This is a genomic window from Streptomyces sp. NPDC032161 (genome assembly GCF_040636995.1).
Taxonomy (GTDB): Bacteria; Actinomycetota; Actinomycetes; order Streptomycetales; family Streptomycetaceae; genus Streptomyces.
On sequence record NZ_JBEZVN010000002.1, the window covers coordinates 1,025,186 to 1,040,261 of the forward strand.

At 71.8% G+C, this 15,076-nt stretch carries 11 protein-coding genes; 6 read left to right on the forward strand and 5 right to left on the reverse strand.

All coding sequences use genetic code 11. From position 1 onward, the window contains the following. Positions 1-110 precede the first annotated feature (110 nt). A complete protein-coding gene (locus AB0E67_RS10205; RefSeq protein WP_362023416.1) occupies positions 111-2,411 on the reverse strand; it encodes an ATP-dependent RecD-like DNA helicase in 2,301 nt (766 codons plus the stop codon). Positions 2,412-2,682: 271 nt separating this feature from the next. Between AB0E67_RS10205 and AB0E67_RS10210 the strand changes: the two genes are divergently transcribed. Together AB0E67_RS10210 and AB0E67_RS10215 are read left to right on the forward strand one after the other, a co-directional pair. Then, the gene (locus AB0E67_RS10210) at positions 2,683-3,201 is read left to right on the forward strand and encodes an SRPBCC family protein (RefSeq protein WP_362023419.1); all 519 of its coding nucleotides are present in this window, start codon (positions 2,683-2,685) and stop codon (positions 3,199-3,201) included. A gap of 284 nt (positions 3,202-3,485) precedes the next feature. Continuing rightward, positions 3,486-4,211: a hypothetical protein gene (locus tag AB0E67_RS10215; RefSeq protein WP_362023422.1), complete on the forward strand. Its 726-nt coding sequence runs from the start codon at positions 3,486-3,488 to the stop codon at positions 4,209-4,211. 12 nt (positions 4,212-4,223) lie between these two features. On the opposite strand, the gene AB0E67_RS10220 is transcribed toward AB0E67_RS10215, so the two are convergent. Continuing rightward, entirely contained in the window at positions 4,224-4,547 is a 324-nt protein-coding gene (locus AB0E67_RS10220; protein ID WP_362023425.1) for a hypothetical protein, read from the reverse strand. A gap of 485 nt (positions 4,548-5,032) precedes the next feature. Between AB0E67_RS10220 and AB0E67_RS10225 the strand changes: the two genes are divergently transcribed. After that, on the forward strand, positions 5,033-6,100 hold the full coding sequence (locus AB0E67_RS10225; RefSeq protein ID WP_362023653.1) for a serine hydrolase domain-containing protein: 1,068 nt from the start codon (positions 5,033-5,035) through the stop codon (positions 6,098-6,100). Between the two features lie 346 nt (positions 6,101-6,446). On the opposite strand, the gene AB0E67_RS10230 is transcribed toward AB0E67_RS10225, so the two are convergent. The 3 genes from AB0E67_RS10230 to AB0E67_RS10240 form a co-directional block, all read right to left on the reverse strand. After that, a complete protein-coding gene (locus AB0E67_RS10230) occupies positions 6,447-7,274 on the reverse strand; it encodes a sugar phosphate isomerase/epimerase family protein (protein WP_362023428.1) in 828 nt (275 codons plus the stop codon). Next, positions 7,271-8,452: a dihydrodipicolinate synthase family protein gene (locus AB0E67_RS10235; protein WP_362023431.1), complete on the reverse strand. Its 1,182-nt coding sequence runs from the start codon at positions 8,450-8,452 to the stop codon at positions 7,271-7,273. Before AB0E67_RS10235 ends, AB0E67_RS10230 begins: the two co-directional genes overlap by 4 nt. An 80-nt stretch (positions 8,453-8,532) precedes the next feature. After that, entirely contained in the window at positions 8,533-9,684 is a 1,152-nt protein-coding gene (locus AB0E67_RS10240; protein ID WP_362023434.1) for a Gfo/Idh/MocA family oxidoreductase, read from the reverse strand. Between the two features lie 208 nt (positions 9,685-9,892). Here AB0E67_RS10240 and AB0E67_RS10245 point away from each other — a divergent pair, with 208 nt between their 5' ends. The 3 genes from AB0E67_RS10245 to AB0E67_RS10255 all read left to right on the forward strand — a co-directional run bounded on the left by AB0E67_RS10245 (position 9,893) and on the right by AB0E67_RS10255 (position 15,058). Then, positions 9,893-11,140 (forward strand): LacI family DNA-binding transcriptional regulator, encoded by a 1,248-nt coding sequence (locus AB0E67_RS10245; protein WP_362023437.1) that lies wholly within the window; start codon positions 9,893-9,895, stop codon positions 11,138-11,140. Positions 11,141-11,549: 409 nt separating this feature from the next. Then, positions 11,550-14,627 carry a type 2 lanthipeptide synthetase LanM family protein gene (locus tag AB0E67_RS10250; protein WP_362023439.1) on the forward strand — a complete coding sequence of 1,026 codons (3,078 nt, stop codon included), beginning with the start codon at positions 11,550-11,552 and terminating at the stop codon, positions 14,625-14,627. Positions 14,628-14,866: 239 nt separating this feature from the next. Continuing rightward, positions 14,867-15,058: a hypothetical protein gene (locus tag AB0E67_RS10255; RefSeq protein WP_362023442.1), complete on the forward strand. Its 192-nt coding sequence runs from the start codon at positions 14,867-14,869 to the stop codon at positions 15,056-15,058. The last annotated feature ends 18 nt before the right edge of the window (positions 15,059-15,076 follow it).

Below are 15,076 nucleotides of genomic sequence, written 5' to 3' on the forward strand. Positions count from 1 at the left end.
GTGCCTCTTCTTCGAGGTTCCCTGACTATCTCCACCCTCCCCCATTCGGCCCAGGAGAGTGCACTCGAGGTCGTCCATTGGACCTACTCGCGGCACTGAGTGCCGCGAGCCTACTCATCCTGCCCCGTCCGTTCCGGTTCCGGAAGGGCTGCGTGATGTTTCCCACCGATTTGATCGATCATTTTTTCCGGGGACCCTCCGCCGGAGGCTCCCGCCAGCCGGAAATCCAGCGCCGTACAGCGTCTGCCCGCGGAAACCGTGCGGACCGCCTGGCCGATCGCCTGCCGCGAGCCGACCAGGACGACGAGCTTCTTGGCCCTGGTCACGGCGGTGTAGAGCAGGTTCCTCTGGAGCATCATCCAGGCGCTCCTGGTGACGGGAATGACGACGGCGGGGTACTCGCTGCCCTGGGAGCGATGGATCGTCATGGCGTAGGCGTGGGCCAGCTCGTCGAGCTCGTCGAAGTCGTAGTCGATCTTCTCGTCCTCGTCGGTGAGGACCGTCAGCTTCTGTTCGTCCTGGTCGAGGGCGGTGACGACGCCGACCGTGCCGTTGAAGACACCGTTCTCGCCCTTGTCGTAGTTGTTGCGGATCTGGGTGACCTTGTCGCCGACCCGGAAGACCCGGCCGCCGAAGCGCTTCTCGGGCAGGTCGGGCCGGCCCGGCGTGATGGCCTGCTGGAGCAGCCCGTTGAGCACGCCCGCACCGGCCGGACCCCGGTGCATCGGGGCGAGGACCTGCACGTCGCGCCGCGCGTCCAGGCCGAACCTGGCCGGGATGCGCCGGGCCGCCACGTCCACCGCGAGCCTGCCCGCGTCCTCGGTCTCGTCCTCCACGAAGAGGAAGAAGTCCTTGAGACCCTGAGTGAGGGGCGGCACCCCGGAGTTGATCCGGTGTGCGTTGGTGACCACCCCGGACTGCTGGGCCTGGCGGAAGATCGTGGTCAGCCGAACTGCCGGAACGGGGCCGCCGTCGGCGAGCAGGTCGCGCAGCACCTCCCCCGCACCGACCGACGGGAGCTGGTCGACGTCCCCGACGAGCAGCAGATGGGCACCGGGTGCCACCGCCTTCAGCAACTTGTTGGCGAGCAGCAGATCGAGCATCGACGCCTCGTCGACGACGACGAGATCGGCGTCCAGCGGCCGGTCCCGGTCGTACGCGGCGTCGCCGCCGGGCTTGAGCTCCAGGAGCCGATGCACGGTCGACGCCTCGGCCCCGGTCAGCTCGGAGAGCCGTTTGGCCGCCCGCCCGGTGGGCGCGGCCAGTACCACTTTGGCCCGCTTGACCCGGGCCAGCTCCACGATGGAGCGGACGGTGAACGACTTCCCGCAGCCGGGGCCTCCGGTCAGCACGGCGACCTTGCGGCTGAGCGCGAGCCGTACCGCTGCCTCCTGCTCCGGGGCGAGCGACGCCCCCGTGCGCGTCGCGAGCCAGGCCAGGGCCTTGCCCCAGTCGACGTCCTGGAAGGCCGGCAACCGCTCCTCGGGCGTCCGCAGCAGCCGCCGGACCTGCGCGGCGAGCGAGACCTCGGCCCGGTGGAACGGCACGAGGTAGACGGCGGTGACCATCTCGCCGCCCTCGGGCGACGGCACCTTCTCCCGTACGACGCCCTCCGGTTCCTCGGCCAGTTCGGCGAGGCAGTCGATGACCAGTCCCGTGTCGACCTGGAGCAGCTTCACCCCGTCCGCGATCAGCCGTTCCTCGGGGAGGAAGCAGTGCCCCTGGTCGGTGGACTGCGACAACGCGTACTGCAATCCCGCCTTGACCCGCTCCGGGCTGTCGTGCGGGATGCCGACGGCCTGGGCGATCTTGTCGGCGGTGAGGAAGCCGATGCCCCAGACGTCGGCGGCCAGCCGGTAGGGCTGGTTCTTCACGACGGAGATCGAGGCGTCCTCGTACTTCTTGTAGATGCGCACGGCGATGGAGGTGGAGACGCCGACGCCCTGGAGGAAGACCATGACCTCCTTGATCGCCTTCTGCTCCTCCCAGGCCGACGCGATCATCTTCGTCCGCTTCGGTCCGAGTCCGGGCACCTCGACCAGGCGCTTCGGCTCGTTCTCGATGATGTCGAGGGTGTCGACGCCGAAATGCGTGGTGATCCGGTCCGCCATGACCGGGCCGATGCCCTTGATCAGGCCGGAGCCGAGATAGCGGCGTATGCCCTGGATGGTGGCGGGCAGCACGGTCGTGTAGTTCTCCACGACGAACTGCTTGCCGTACTGGGAGTGCGACCCCCAGCGCCCCTCCATCCGCAGGGACTCCCCCACCTGGGCACCGAGCAGCGAACCGACCACGGTCAGCAACTCCCCCGCGCCCCGGCCGGTGTCGACGCGGGCGACGGTGTACCCGTTCTCCTCGTTGGCGTACGTGATGCGCTCCAGCACGCCTTCGAGGACCGCCATGTTGGACATGCTCCGACCGTATCTGGCGGCACCGACATCGCGGGGCGGGGGCTTCGTCGGGCGTAGGGGGCGCGGCTCGGAATGCCGCTCCCCGGGTGCTGCGGGGCCCCATCCAGGGGACCGGGCCCGGACCGTTGCGCCCAGAAGGCGCGATCGGAATGATCAATGGGCGCGACGAGGAGGGCACCTCCGAAGAAAAGAGGGGAGCGCCTCCGAGGAGCGAGAAGATCAAAGGAAGATCAAAGAGGGGGATGCTTTGAGATACGCCGATGGTCCGAGCATGCAGTGTGCCGTCCATGTCGAGGCGGCCGTGCCGCGGGTGTGGGAAATGGTGACGGACATCCACCTGCCGACCCGGTTCAGCCCGGAGTTGAAGCGCGTCGTCTGGCTCGACGGGGCGGACGGTCCCGTGGTGGGTGCGCGCTTCGAGGGCTTCAACCACAACGAGAGGCTCGGCGAGTGGCAGACCGTCTCCCAGGTGACCGAGGTGGCCGAACAGCGCGCCTTCACCTGGGCCGTCCTGGACGCCAACGGGCGGTACGGCGAGGCGACGCTGGACCCGGAGCGATGCCTGGCGTCCTGGCGCTACGAGATCGAGGCCGAGGGCACGGGCACCCTGTTGCGGCAGACGGTCCGCCTCGGGCCGGGTCGCAGCGGGCTCACCGTGGCCATCGAGAAGATGCCGGACCGGGAGGAGGAGATCATCGCCTTCCGGCTGAAGGATCTGCGTGCCGGAATGGAGACCACCCTCGACGGCATCAAGACGCTCGCCGAGAAGGACGGTCGAAGCGGCGACTGAACCGGAAAGGCCAACGCCGGGCCGGAACGACCGAGCCGAGGCGGGCCCGGTGGCCGACCGGCGCCGAGGCCGGAAGGACCGACGCCGAAGCCGCACTGAATCGGTGCGGCTTCGGCGGGCTTCGACGGAGCCTCGTTGGGTCTCAGTGGGGCTGGACACTTCCGTGCGCCACGGAACCGACCACCGGACGCACTCGAACACGCGCCAACTCCCTTGCCAGACCGTACGCTTGAGACGTCCGCGCGTTTCACTCCGAAACGATCGGTCACAGGGGGAGGTCGTACATGCAGGCTTCGGAACTGGCCGCGCGTGCGGTGCGGGTGCTGAGCGGGAACGCGCCGCTCCCGGACCGGCAACGGGCAGCGGTAAGGGAACTGGTGTGGGGACGTCTCGGGCAGGACTCCCTGGGGGCCTCGGCGCTGGCCCGCTTCCAGGAACGGCCCGACGGGGGAACGGCGAGCATCGTCGGTTCCGTCCTCGCCGACGAACTCCGCGCCGACCCGGACTTCGCCGCCCTGCTGCACAGAGCCCTGAACCCGCCCGCCCCCGTCCCGCCGCCCCCTGCCCCGCCGAAGCCGTCCGTCGCTCCCCCGCGTGGCTCGGCCGACGGCTCTCCGGGGGCAACCGTCGGCCGTTCGCGTGCCGGCGCGGGTTCCCCACCGCGGTTCCCGCCCTCCGCGCCGGCCGCCGCATCACCGCGACCGGCCGCCGCCCCGTTCCCCACCGTCCCCGACGCGGCCGACGTCAGGAAGGTGTGGCTGCTGGGGTTCCCGCAATTGCTGCTGGCCTACGTCGTCATCGTCCTTTTCACACGGTTGAACGGGCCGGGATTGCTGACGGTCCTTCTCCTGCTCGCCTCGACCGGCCTGGCGGCCTACGGAGCCTGGTGCGGTATCCGTCTCCTCCTGCGCCGCACGAGCAGCGTGCCGCTCATCGCCGGAACCGTGGTCGACGTGCTCGTTCTGATCAGGCTGGTCATCTGGCTGACCTCTTGGGCAGCGGCGTTGTGACCTCTGACCACGTCACCGGCGGCCCTGCCCGGTCAACTGCGTGAGCCGGGCTCCTCGACTCTCCGCGACCCGTTTGATGTCCCGCAGGGACTCCGCCAACCGCGAGGCCAGGAAGTGCAGTTCGCCGCCCGTCACCCGCCGGTCCGCCAACAGCACATCCGCATGGCCGAGCAGGTCGTCCGCCATGCCGAGCTGAATGCTCTCGACACCGTCGGCCATCCGTGACACATACCCAGTGCCGTCCCCGATGGCGTAACACGGCCCGCCGTCCGCCCTGGTCCAGGGCAACAGCCCCACGGCGCCGCCGCCGTCCGCCCCTCCCGCCTGCCCCGTCACGCAGCAGCCTCCGCCGCTCGGTGAGCGGTGACGGGACCGGCCACGTACACACAGCAATACGGCCGGGCAACAGCCGGGAGCGGACGCACCAAGCTCACCAATGACTTGGTGAGCCGACGGACGAAAACCTTCATGACGACGTGCTCTCCTTACGTAATCACCCACGAACGGATGCGTTCTGTGTCGAACTCATCACAGAGTGGGGTCGCGCGCCGAGCGCGCCGTTCCTCGGCCCTCCTGCCCCGTTCCTCGTCGTCTGAGGGCGGCCGGGGGGACAGCCCTACCCGCAGCTGGGCGGTTGGCCGGATCGTCCCGGGTGATCGCGTCGGAGAAGCTGGGGCCCGGTACACACCACCGGTCTCCCAACGATCTCCATAAGGGGCTTACTCGTGCATGAGCACACAGGGCAGAAGTCGCGTTCGTCCGGGCGACGGCGGAATGCCCTCAGAGCCGCAACGGCCGTGGCCGTGGTGGTCGGCGGCATCATGGCGATGAGTGCCCCGGCGCCGTCCACGGCATCGGCCGCGCCCAGGCCGGACACGGTTCAGCAGGGCTTGAACGCACTGGTGGGCTCCGATGGCGTGCCCGGTGCGCTGGCGAGCGTCAAGGACCGTGACGGTCGCACCCGCACGTACACCGCGGGTGTCGGTGACCTGGCCACCGGCACCAAGGTGCCCGGCAACGGACAGGTGCGGATCGGCAGCAACACCAAGACGTTCACCGCGGTGGTCGTGCTGCAACTCGTGGCCGAAGGCAAGATCGGCCTCGACGCCCCGGTCGACACCTACCTCCCCGGCCTCCTGCGCGGCGACGGGATCGACGGACGCCGCATCACCGTACGCCAGCTCCTCCAGCACACGAGCGGGCTTCCCAACTACACCAAGTACCTCAGCGACGACATCCGCTACTACGAGCCCCGCGAGCTCCTCGGCCTTGCTCTGGAGCACAAGGCCGACTTCGCCCCCGGCGCGCGGTGGGAGTACAACAACACCAACTATCTGGTGGCTGGTCTCATCGTTCAGGAGGTCACCGGGCGCCCCCTCGCCGAGGAGATGGACCGGCGCATCATCAAGCCCCTCGGGCTGCGTCACACCTACTTCCCCGCCCCGGGCGAGGTGACCATCCGGGAGCGCCACCCCAAGGGCTATTACCAGGACTCTCCAGGCGCGCCCCTGGTCGACGCGACGCAATGGGACCCCTCCTGGGCTTGGGCGGCCGGCCAGCTGGTCTCCACCAACGCCGACCTGAACCGATTCTTCTCCGGGCTCCTGTCCGGCCGTCTCCTGCCGAAGGCCCAGCTCGACCAGATGCGCACCACCGTCCCCGCCGGCTACCCCTTTGCCACCGGTGCCCGCTACGGGCTCGGACTCGTGAGCACCCCGCTCTCGTGCGACAGCCTCTACTGGGGCCACGGCGGCAGCATCACCGGATACGAGACCCGGGGCGGCGTCACCGAGGACGGGCGCGCCGTCAATGTCGCAGTCACGATGCAGCCGGGCCAGGCCGCCAAGGAACGCATGGACAGCATCGTGGACACAGCCTTGTGCCGCTGACCCCGGTCACCGACCTGATCGAACAGCGCACCTGGCGTCGCACCCGGTGCGCTGTTCGGCTCCCGGCGGTCCGGTGGCCGGGGTGTCCGCCCACGGCTGCCGCTCCGCGAAACTTCCCCGGGGGAGCGGAAACGGCCCCCGGGGAAAGCGGTCGACACAACGAAACGGGGCCCGGTCGAAGTGACCGGACCCCCCTCGCTTTCCCCCTCCGTCAGTGCTTCCCGATCCCCCCGGATCCCCTCCCCGGAAGCACCCGACGCCAGATACGACTCGGCGGCCCCCGAAACGGTTGCACGCCTTGACGATCTCTTTACCTTAGAGGCAAATGGAGCGTCAGAAATGCTTCTCAGCAGGCGTGTTCGGCGTAACGGGCGGCGACCTCCGCGAGGACTTCGGCGCCGTCGCGGGCCCAGAGGGCCTCGTTGAAGATCTCCACCTCGATCGGGCCGTCGAAGCCGGTGGCCTCGACGAGCGAGCGGAGTGCGCGGAAGTCCACGGACCCGTCGCCGAGTTGACCGCGACCGAGCAGGACACCGGCCGGGAGCGGGGTGATCCAGTCGGCCAGCTGGAAGGAGTGGATGCGGCCGGTCGCGCCCGCGTGGCGGATCTGCTCGGGCGCCTGGTCGTCCCACCAGATGTGGTAGGTGTCGACGACCACGCCGACCTGGTCGGCGGGGAAGCGCTCCGCGATGTCCAGCGCCTGGGAGAGCGTGGAGACGACGCAGCGGTCCGAGGCGAACATCGGGTGCAGGGGCTCGATCGCCAGGCGCACCCCGCGTTCCGCCGCGTACGGGGCCAGCTCGCCCAGGGCGTCCGCGACGCGTTCGCGTGCGCGGTACAGGTTCTTGTCATCGGCGGGCAGGCCGCCCGAGACCAGGACCAGGGTGTCGGTGGACAGGGCCGCCGCCTCGTCGATCGCCGCACGGTTGTCGTCCAGGGCACGGGCCCGCTCCGCCGGGTCGACGGCGGTGAGGAAGCCGCCGCGGCACAGGCTGGTGACGGTCAGTCCGTTGTCGGCGAGGAGAGCGGCCGTGCGCTCCACGCCGTACTCCTGGACGGGCCCGCGCCACAGGCCCACCTTGTCGATGCCCGCCTTGGCGCAGCCCTCGGCCAGTTCGGGCAGCGACCACTGCTTGATGGTCTCCTGGTTGATGGAGAGACGGCCGTCGCTCATCGGGTGCCTCCGTTACCAATGTTGCCGCCCTTGCCGCGGTCGCCTCCGTTGACCGCGAGCAGGGCGCGCATCCGGGACTCGGCCCGCTCCGGGTCGGGGAACAGGCCCAGTCGGTCGGCGAGTTCGTACGCCTTCGCCAAATGCGGCAGCGAGCGCGCGGACTGGAGGCCGCCGACCATGGTGAAGTGGTCCTGGTGGCCGGCCAGCCAGGCGAGGAACACCACACCCGTCTTGTAGAAGCGGGTGGGGGCCTGGAAGAGGTGGCGGGACAACTCGACGGTGGGGTCCAGGAGTTCGCGGAAGCCCTGGACGTCTCCGGTGTCGAGCACCCGTACCGCGTGCGCGGCCAGCGGGCCCAGCGGGTCGAAGATGCCGAGCAGGGCGTGGCTGAAGCCCTGGTCGTCGCCCGCGATCAGCTCGGGGTAGTTGAAGTCGTCGCCGGTGTAGCAGCGGACCCCGCCGGGGAGGCGACGGCGCACGTCGATCTCGCGGTCGGCGTCCAGCAGCGAGATCTTGATGCCGTCGACCTTGTCCGGGTGCTCGGCGATGACCTTCAGGAACGTGTCGGTGGCGGCGTCGAGGTCCGTGGAGCCCCAGTAGCCGTCCAACGCGGGGTCGAACATCGGGCCCAGCCAGTGCAGGACGACCGGTTCGGACGCCTGGCGCAGCAGGTGCGCGTACGTCTCCAGGTAGTCCTCGGGCCCGTTCGCCGCGGCGGCGAGGGCGCGGGAGGCCATCAGGATGGCCTGGGCGCCGCTCTCCTCGACGACGGCGAGCTGCTCCTCGTACGCGGCGCGCACCTCGGAGAGGGTCGCCGGGCCGGCGGGGAGCTGGTCGGTGCCGACGCCGCAGGCGATCCGGCCGCCGACCGCCTTGGCCTCGGCGCCGGAGCGGCGGATCAGCTCGGCCGCGCCCGCCCAGTCCAGGCCCATGCCGCGCTGGGCGGTGTCCATGACCTCGGCGACGCCCAGGCCGTGCGACCAGAGGTGGCGGCGGAAGGCGAGGGTGGCGTCCCAGTCGATGGCGGCGGGGTCGTCGGGGCTGATGTCCGCGTACGGGTCGGCGACCACATGGGCGGCCGAGAACACCGTGCGGGAGGCCAGCGGTGCGCCACCGGGGGCGAGGTCGAGCGGGGTGGTGCGGGGCTCGTAGGGGCCCTGCGGGAGGTGGATGGTCACTCAGATCAGCTCCGATGCGGCGCGAGGGCCGTTCGTGGCGTCGTGTGTGGTGCCGTGCGCGAGGGCGACGGTCACGGCGGTCACAGGGTCAGCTCCGGTACGTCGAGGCGGCGGCCCTCGGCGGCGGACCTCAGGCCCAGCTCGGCGAGCTGGACGCCGCGGGCCCCGGCCATCAGGTCCCAGGTGTACGGCTCGTCGAGCACGATGTGGCGCAGGAACAGCTCCCACTGGGCCTTGAAGCCGTTGTCGAAGACGGCGTTGTCGGGGACCTCCTGCCACTGGTCGCGGAACGACTCGGTGACCGGGAGGTCCGGGTTCCAGACCGGCTTGGGCGTGGCCGAGCGGTGCTGGACGCGGCAGTTGCGCAGCCCCGCGACGGCGGAGCCGTGCGTGCCGTCGACCTGGAACTCGACGAGCTCGTCGCGGTTGACGCGGACCGCCCAGGAGGAGTTGATCTGCGCGACGGCACCGCTCGCCAGCTGGAAGATGCCGTACGCGGCGTCGTCGGCGGTGGCGGTGTACGGCTTGCCCTGCTCGTCCCAGCGCTTCGGGATGTGCGTCTGGACGTGCGCCTGGACGGTGCTGACCGGGCCGAACAGCTCGTGGAGCACGTACTCCCAGTGCGGGAACATGTCGACGACGATGCCGCCGCCGTCCTCGGCGCGGTAGTTCCACGACGGACGCTGGGCCTCCTGCCAGTCGCCCTCGAAGACCCAGTAGCCGAACTCGCCGCGCACGGACAGGATCTCGCCGAAGAAGCCGCCGTCGATCAGACGCTTCAGCTTCAGCAGACCCGGCAGGAAGATCTTGTCCTGGACGACGCCGTGCTTGATGCCGGCGTCACGGGCCTGGCGGGCCAGCTCCAAGGCGCCCTCGACGTCCGTGGCGGTGGGCTTCTCGGTGTAGACGTGCTTGCCCGCCGCGATCGCCTTCTGGAGCGCGTCGACGCGGGCCGAGGTGACCTGGGCGTCGAAGTAGATGTCGACGGTGTCGTCCGCGAGGACCGCGTCGAGGTCGGTCGACCACTCGGTCAGACCGTGCCGCTGGGCGAGCTCCTCCAGCGCGTGGGCGCGACGGCCGACCAGGACCGGCTCGGGCCACAGCACCTCGCCGCCGCCGAGGTCGACGCCGCCCTGCTCGCGGATCGCGAGGATCGAGCGGACCAGGTGCTGCCGGTACCCCATGCGTCCCGTCACACCGTTCATGGCGATGCGCACTGTCCTGCGTGTCACGAAATTTCCTCCATACAGCCCGGGCGAGCACCGGCGTCGTCGCCGAGGCCGGGAGCGACGTCGGCGGCGGCACAGCCGCGTAGCAAGCGCTTTCTATCGAGCATGACGCTAGCCTGCCGACAGCGGCCCGGACAAGAGGGGGCACGCTGACGGCTTCTTCCACCCCTCACCTCTTGCCTCTCACCGTGTCGCTCCTCGGAGGAAAGTGATGACAGTCACCCTGGCGGACGTGGCGGCCCGCGCCCGGGTGTCCGCGGCCACCGTCTCCCGCGTGCTGAACGGCAACTACCCGGTGGCCGAGGCCACCCGGGAGCGGGTCCTGCGCGCGGTGGACGAACTGGACTACGTGCTCAACGGGCCCGCGAGTTCGCTGGCGGCGGCCACGTCGGACCTGGTCGGGATCCTGGTCAACGACATCGCCGACCCGTTCTTCGGGATCATGGCCGGCGCGGCGCAGTCGGAGATCGGCGAGTCGGGGGCGGGAGGCGACGCCGGGTGGGCGGGGGCCGGGGGCGGCTCCGGGCGGGCGGGCTCCTCCGGGCGGGCGGGCTCCTCCGGGCGGGCCGGGGGCGAGAAACTCGCCGTCGTCTGCAACACCGGCGGCTCCCCCGAGCGCGAGCTGACCTACCTCACGCTGCTCCAGCGTCAGCGCGCCGCGGCCGTGATCCTGACCGGGGGCGCCGTGGAGGACCCGGCCCATCAGGCGGCGATCTCCGCCAAGCTCACGAAGCTCGCGGACGCGGGGACGCGGGTGGTGCTGTGCGGGCGGCCCCCGCTGGCGGGCGGCGAGGCGGTCGTGGCCGCGCTGGCCTTCGACAACCGGGGCGGTGCACGCCGCCTCACCGAGCACCTGCTCGCGCTCGGCCACACGCGGATCGGCTACGTCGCGGGCCCGGCGGAGCGCACGACCACCCGTCACCGGCTGGAGGGCCACCGGGACGCGATGCGGGCGGCCGGACTCGGTGGCGGGGTCGGTGGAAAAGTCGGCGACGGGCCTGGTGGCGGACTCGACGGCGGTGAACGTGCCGGTGACGGACTCGGCGGTGCGCGGGGGACCTCCGACGAGGAACGGCTGACCGTCCACGGCCTCTACGACCGCCGTTCCGGGTACGTCGCCACCCTCGAACTCCTGCGCCGCGAACCGGAGGTGACGGCGATCGTCGCCGCCAACGACACGGTGGCACTGGGTGCCTGCGCGGCGATCCGGGAGCGCGGGCTGCGCATCCCCGAGGACGTGTCGGTGGCGGGCTTCGACGACCTGCCGTTCTCGGTGGACGCGGTTCCGGCGCTCACGACCGTGCGGCTGCCGCTGTTCGAGGCGGGCGCGCGGGCGGGGCGGCTGGCCATGGGCAAGGAGACACCCCCGCCGGGCGGCATCGCGACGATCGCGGCGGAACTGATGGTCCGGGGGTCGACCGCCCCGCCACGCGTCGACGCGGCGGTGCCGGAACGGTGAGCCGGGAACGGTGAGCCGGAAGGGCGAGCCGGAGGGCCGGACCACGGGCCGTGCTCCGCGGGCACGCGCGGTGAGCCGACGGTGAGCGAGCCGGAGTGGGGCCGTCGGCCCCCGGATGGACGAGCCGGAACGGTGAACCGGAGGGCCGGACCGCGGGCCGTGCTCCTGTCCGTACCCCGCGCTCGGGTCCCGTGCCCCGCCCCCGTCATCCGTACGCGTAACTCGTACCCGTGCCCCGTCCCCCTGGCCCGCACGCGCGCCCTGTGTCCGTGTCTCGCGGCCGTCGTCCGTACCCCCGCGTACGGCCGGGGCAGAAAGATGGGGGCGCTGCCCCCATGTCCTCCGGGCCTCGCGTCGGGAGTATGGACGTGGCGGACCGGTGACACCGGCGCCGGACCGAGGAGGTGCGATGACGGGTGACGAAGCGATGGGCGGCGCACGGCTGTGCGTCTCCCCCGTGACACGTCCGTCGGATGCGGACCGGACCGGGGCTCCCGGGTCCGCCCTGCTGGACGGACCGTGGTGGCGGCCCGCGCTCACCGCCGGTGAACCGCTTCCCGACCACGCGCCGGACTGGGCGGTGTTCGTCCGGGAGGCGGTCCTCGCCGCTCCCGAGAAGGCGGTCGTCGACGACGGGGACGGCTTCCCGGGGCTGCACGGCTTCGCGTGCGCCCTCGCCCCGCTCACGGTCCGCGCGGCGGACCGCATGCTGGAAGGGCTGCCGCAGCGGCCGTACGCGTACACCGAACTTTCCTCCTTGCAAAGCGACTTCGAGCAGCATCTGGCCAGGCGGCTGGCCCGGCTCGCCGCCCGCACCCTGGTTCTGGAACTGCATCTGGCGCGCAAGGACGGACGGCTGGCCGGGGAGAGCCCCGAGGACCGGTTCGCGGACTTCGTGCGGCTGACCGGATCCCAGGACGGACTGGCCGCGCTGTTCGCCACATACCCCGTACTCGCCCGCATCCTGGCGCGGGCCGCGCTCGACGCCGCGGCGGCGCTCACCGAGATGCTGGTCCGGTTCGCCGCCGACCGGCCGTTGCTGCCGGGCATGGGGGGCGGTGACGGAGCAGCGTGCGGCGGAACGCACGGCAGCGGAAATGTCCATGCCGGTACGCCAGATGCCGGGGCGGCCGACGACCACCGGGCAGGCAGGCGCGGGCTGCTGGTGGGGGTCGAGCCCGGCGCCGGGGACGGCCACCGGGGCGGGCGGACCGTGATGCTGCTCCGGTTCGAGGACGGCTCCCGGCTGGTCTACAAGCCCCGGCCGCTCGCCGCCCACCGGCACTTCAACGAACTCGTCCGCTGGTTCAACGCACTGCCCGGCACCCCGGGACTCCGTTCGCTCGCCGTGCTGGACCGGGGGGACTACGGCTGGGTGGAGTTCGCCGCGGAACGGCCCTGCCGCTCGGCCCGCCAGGTGGAGTCCTTCTACCGGCGCCAGGGCGCGCTGCTGGCCCTGCTGCACGTGCTGGACGGGACCGACCTGCACTACGAGAACCTGATCGCCGACGGAGAGCACCCGGTGCTCGTCGACATCGAGACACTGTTCCACCCGCCGCTGCCCGTCGCGGAGTCGGACGATCCGGCGGCCCGCGCCCTGCACGACTCGGTGCACCGGGTGGGGCTGCTGCCGCAACTGCTCGTCGGGGACGAGACGGCCCTCGACATGTCCGGCATCGGCGGCGGGCAGGCCGCCCCCTCCCCCGTCCGCACCGCCGATTGGGCCGATGCGGGGACGGACCGGATGCGGCTGGTACGGCGGCCGGGCCACTTCGGCGAGTCGGCCAACCGGCCCCGGCTGACCGGGACCCCGGCCGATCCGTCCGCGTTCACCCGGTCCCTCTGCGCGGGATTCCGTGCCGGATACACCGCGATCAGCCGCGCCCGCTCCGAACTCCTGCACCCTGGCGGACTGTTGGAACAGTTCGCGCAGGACGAGGTGCGGGTGGTGGCCCGGCCGACCTGGGTCTACTCGACGCTCCTCGACGAGTCCACGCACCCGGACCTGATGAAGGAGGCGGGCGAACGGCACGAGGTGCTGTCCCTGTTGGGCACCGACGTGCTCGGCCCCGCCGCGCTGCCCGGTCTGCTGGACGAGGAACTCACCCAGTTGTGGTCGGGGGACGTGCCACTGTTCACCACCCGGCCGGAAGGCACCGGCCTGTGGAGCGCGACGGGCCGGGCACTGCCCGGAGTCCTCACCCGGACGGGTCTGGCCCGGGTCCGGGCGAAGCTGGCCGCCATGGACACGGTGGACCGTCAGGACCAGGAACGGATCATCCGGGCCGCGATGGTGACCACCTCGCGCGAGCCCGCCCACGGCTCCGGGTCCGGGCCGCGCAGGGTCCGTACGGCGGCGACCGCCCCGGAGCCGGAGCACCTGCTCGCGGCGGCCCGGTCGATCGGCGACGAGCTGGTGTCCCAGGCGTACTCCGGGCCCACCCGGCTCAACTGGATCGGCCTGGAACTGCTCGGCGAACGCTACTGGCGGCTGGGGCCGATGGCCGCCGACCTGGCGGGCGGCTACACCGGTGCGGCGCACTTCCTCGCCCAGCTCGCCGCGCTCACCGGTGCGGACCGCTACGCCACGGCCGCCCGGGAGGCGCTGACGCCCCTCGCCGGGCTGCTGGACGCGCTGCACAGCCGTCCGGACGACCTCGGCCCGGTGGGCTCGGGCGCGTTCGCCGGGCTCGGCGGCATCGCCTACGTGCTGGGACAGGTCGCGGAGACGCTGGACGATCCGCGCCTACGTGAACTCATCGTCCCCGCACTGCGGTTGACCCGTGCCGCAGCCGCCGCGGAGACCGAGTACGGGGTGCGCGGCGGCACGGCCGGCGGACTGGTCAGCCTGATCGCCGGTTACCGGGCCACCGGGCGGGCCGATGTGTGGCGCGGCGCCGAACACTGCGCCGGACTGCTGCGCGAGGCACCGCTGCCGGACGGCGCGGGGTTCGCCGACGGGGCCGCCGGGATCGGCTGGGCGCTGCTGCGGTTCGCGGAGGCGGGCGGCGGTGAACCGTACCGCGCCTCGGGCCTCGCGGCGCTGCGGTCCGCGACCGGCACCGTGGACTCCGGCGCCTCCTGGTGCCGGGGCCGGACGGGCGTCGCACTGGCGGTGCTGGACAGCCCCGCCGCGCGGGCCGACCCACGGCTGGCGGCCTGGGCGGACGAGGCGCTGGCGGACCTCGCGCACGCGGACCCGCCGCTCGACGACAGCCTGTGCCACGGCGAGCTGGGGGTGCTCGAACTCCTGCGGCTGGGCACGACGGCGGGCGCCCGGGCCCGCTGGGTGGAACGGGCGGGGGCCCTGCTGGCGGCGGCCGACCAGGCCGGGCCGCGCTGTGGAACCCCTGGTCAGGCGCCGCATCCGGGTCTGCTGACCGGGCTCGCGGGGATCGGGCACGGACTGCTGCGGGCCGGCTTCCCCGACCGGGTGCCGTCACTGCTGCTGCTCGCCGAACCCGCCGCGCCGGCCTCCCCCGGGTGACCGCGCGTCACACCTGTGGCGACGCGCTCGCGGCGACGCGCCTGACACGGCGGACCTGTCGTGGGACTCGTCGTATGCCGCCGGTCACGATCCATCGCTCCACGCACTCGTGCTCACACTCGCACTCGATCGGAACCGCTCCTGAACCATCCGGGCACCGTCCCGGAGCCCTCACGGAACCACACCGGGCACCACTTCGGAAACCACCTCGGAACCACTCACGAGAAGAGGCAGGAATCATGCAGACGAACGACGTGTCGGCCCTCCACACCATCGAACTCCTCAACGACGGCGCCACCGAGCACCCCGCGGGCGGGATCGCGCTCGGCGGGCACGGTGGTCTCGGGCTGCGCAGCAGACTGCTCAGAGTCTCGGAGGGCGAGTCCGGCTACACGAACGACCTGCCGTTCACCACGATGACCATTTTCTGATCTGACCCAAGTGCCCGG

Excerpts from the sequence above, each read along its gene's own strand:
- AB0E67_RS10205 (WP_362023416.1), bottom strand. The coding sequence starts at position 2,411 with ATGTCCAACATGGCGGTCCTCGAAGGCGTGCTGGAGCGCATCACGTAC.
- AB0E67_RS10210 (WP_362023419.1), top strand. The coding sequence starts at position 2,683 with ATGCAGTGTGCCGTCCATGTCGAGGCGGCCGTGCCGCGGGTGTGGGAA.
- AB0E67_RS10215 (WP_362023422.1), top strand. The coding sequence starts at position 3,486 with ATGCAGGCTTCGGAACTGGCCGCGCGTGCGGTGCGGGTGCTGAGCGGG.
- AB0E67_RS10225 (WP_362023653.1), top strand. The coding sequence starts at position 5,033 with ATGGCGATGAGTGCCCCGGCGCCGTCCACGGCATCGGCCGCGCCCAGG.
- AB0E67_RS10230 (WP_362023428.1), bottom strand. The coding sequence starts at position 7,274 with ATGAGCGACGGCCGTCTCTCCATCAACCAGGAGACCATCAAGCAGTGG.
- AB0E67_RS10245 (WP_362023437.1), top strand. The coding sequence starts at position 9,893 with ATGACAGTCACCCTGGCGGACGTGGCGGCCCGCGCCCGGGTGTCCGCG.
- AB0E67_RS10250 (WP_362023439.1), top strand. The coding sequence starts at position 11,550 with ATGACGGGTGACGAAGCGATGGGCGGCGCACGGCTGTGCGTCTCCCCC.
- AB0E67_RS10255 (WP_362023442.1), top strand. The coding sequence starts at position 14,867 with ATGCAGACGAACGACGTGTCGGCCCTCCACACCATCGAACTCCTCAAC.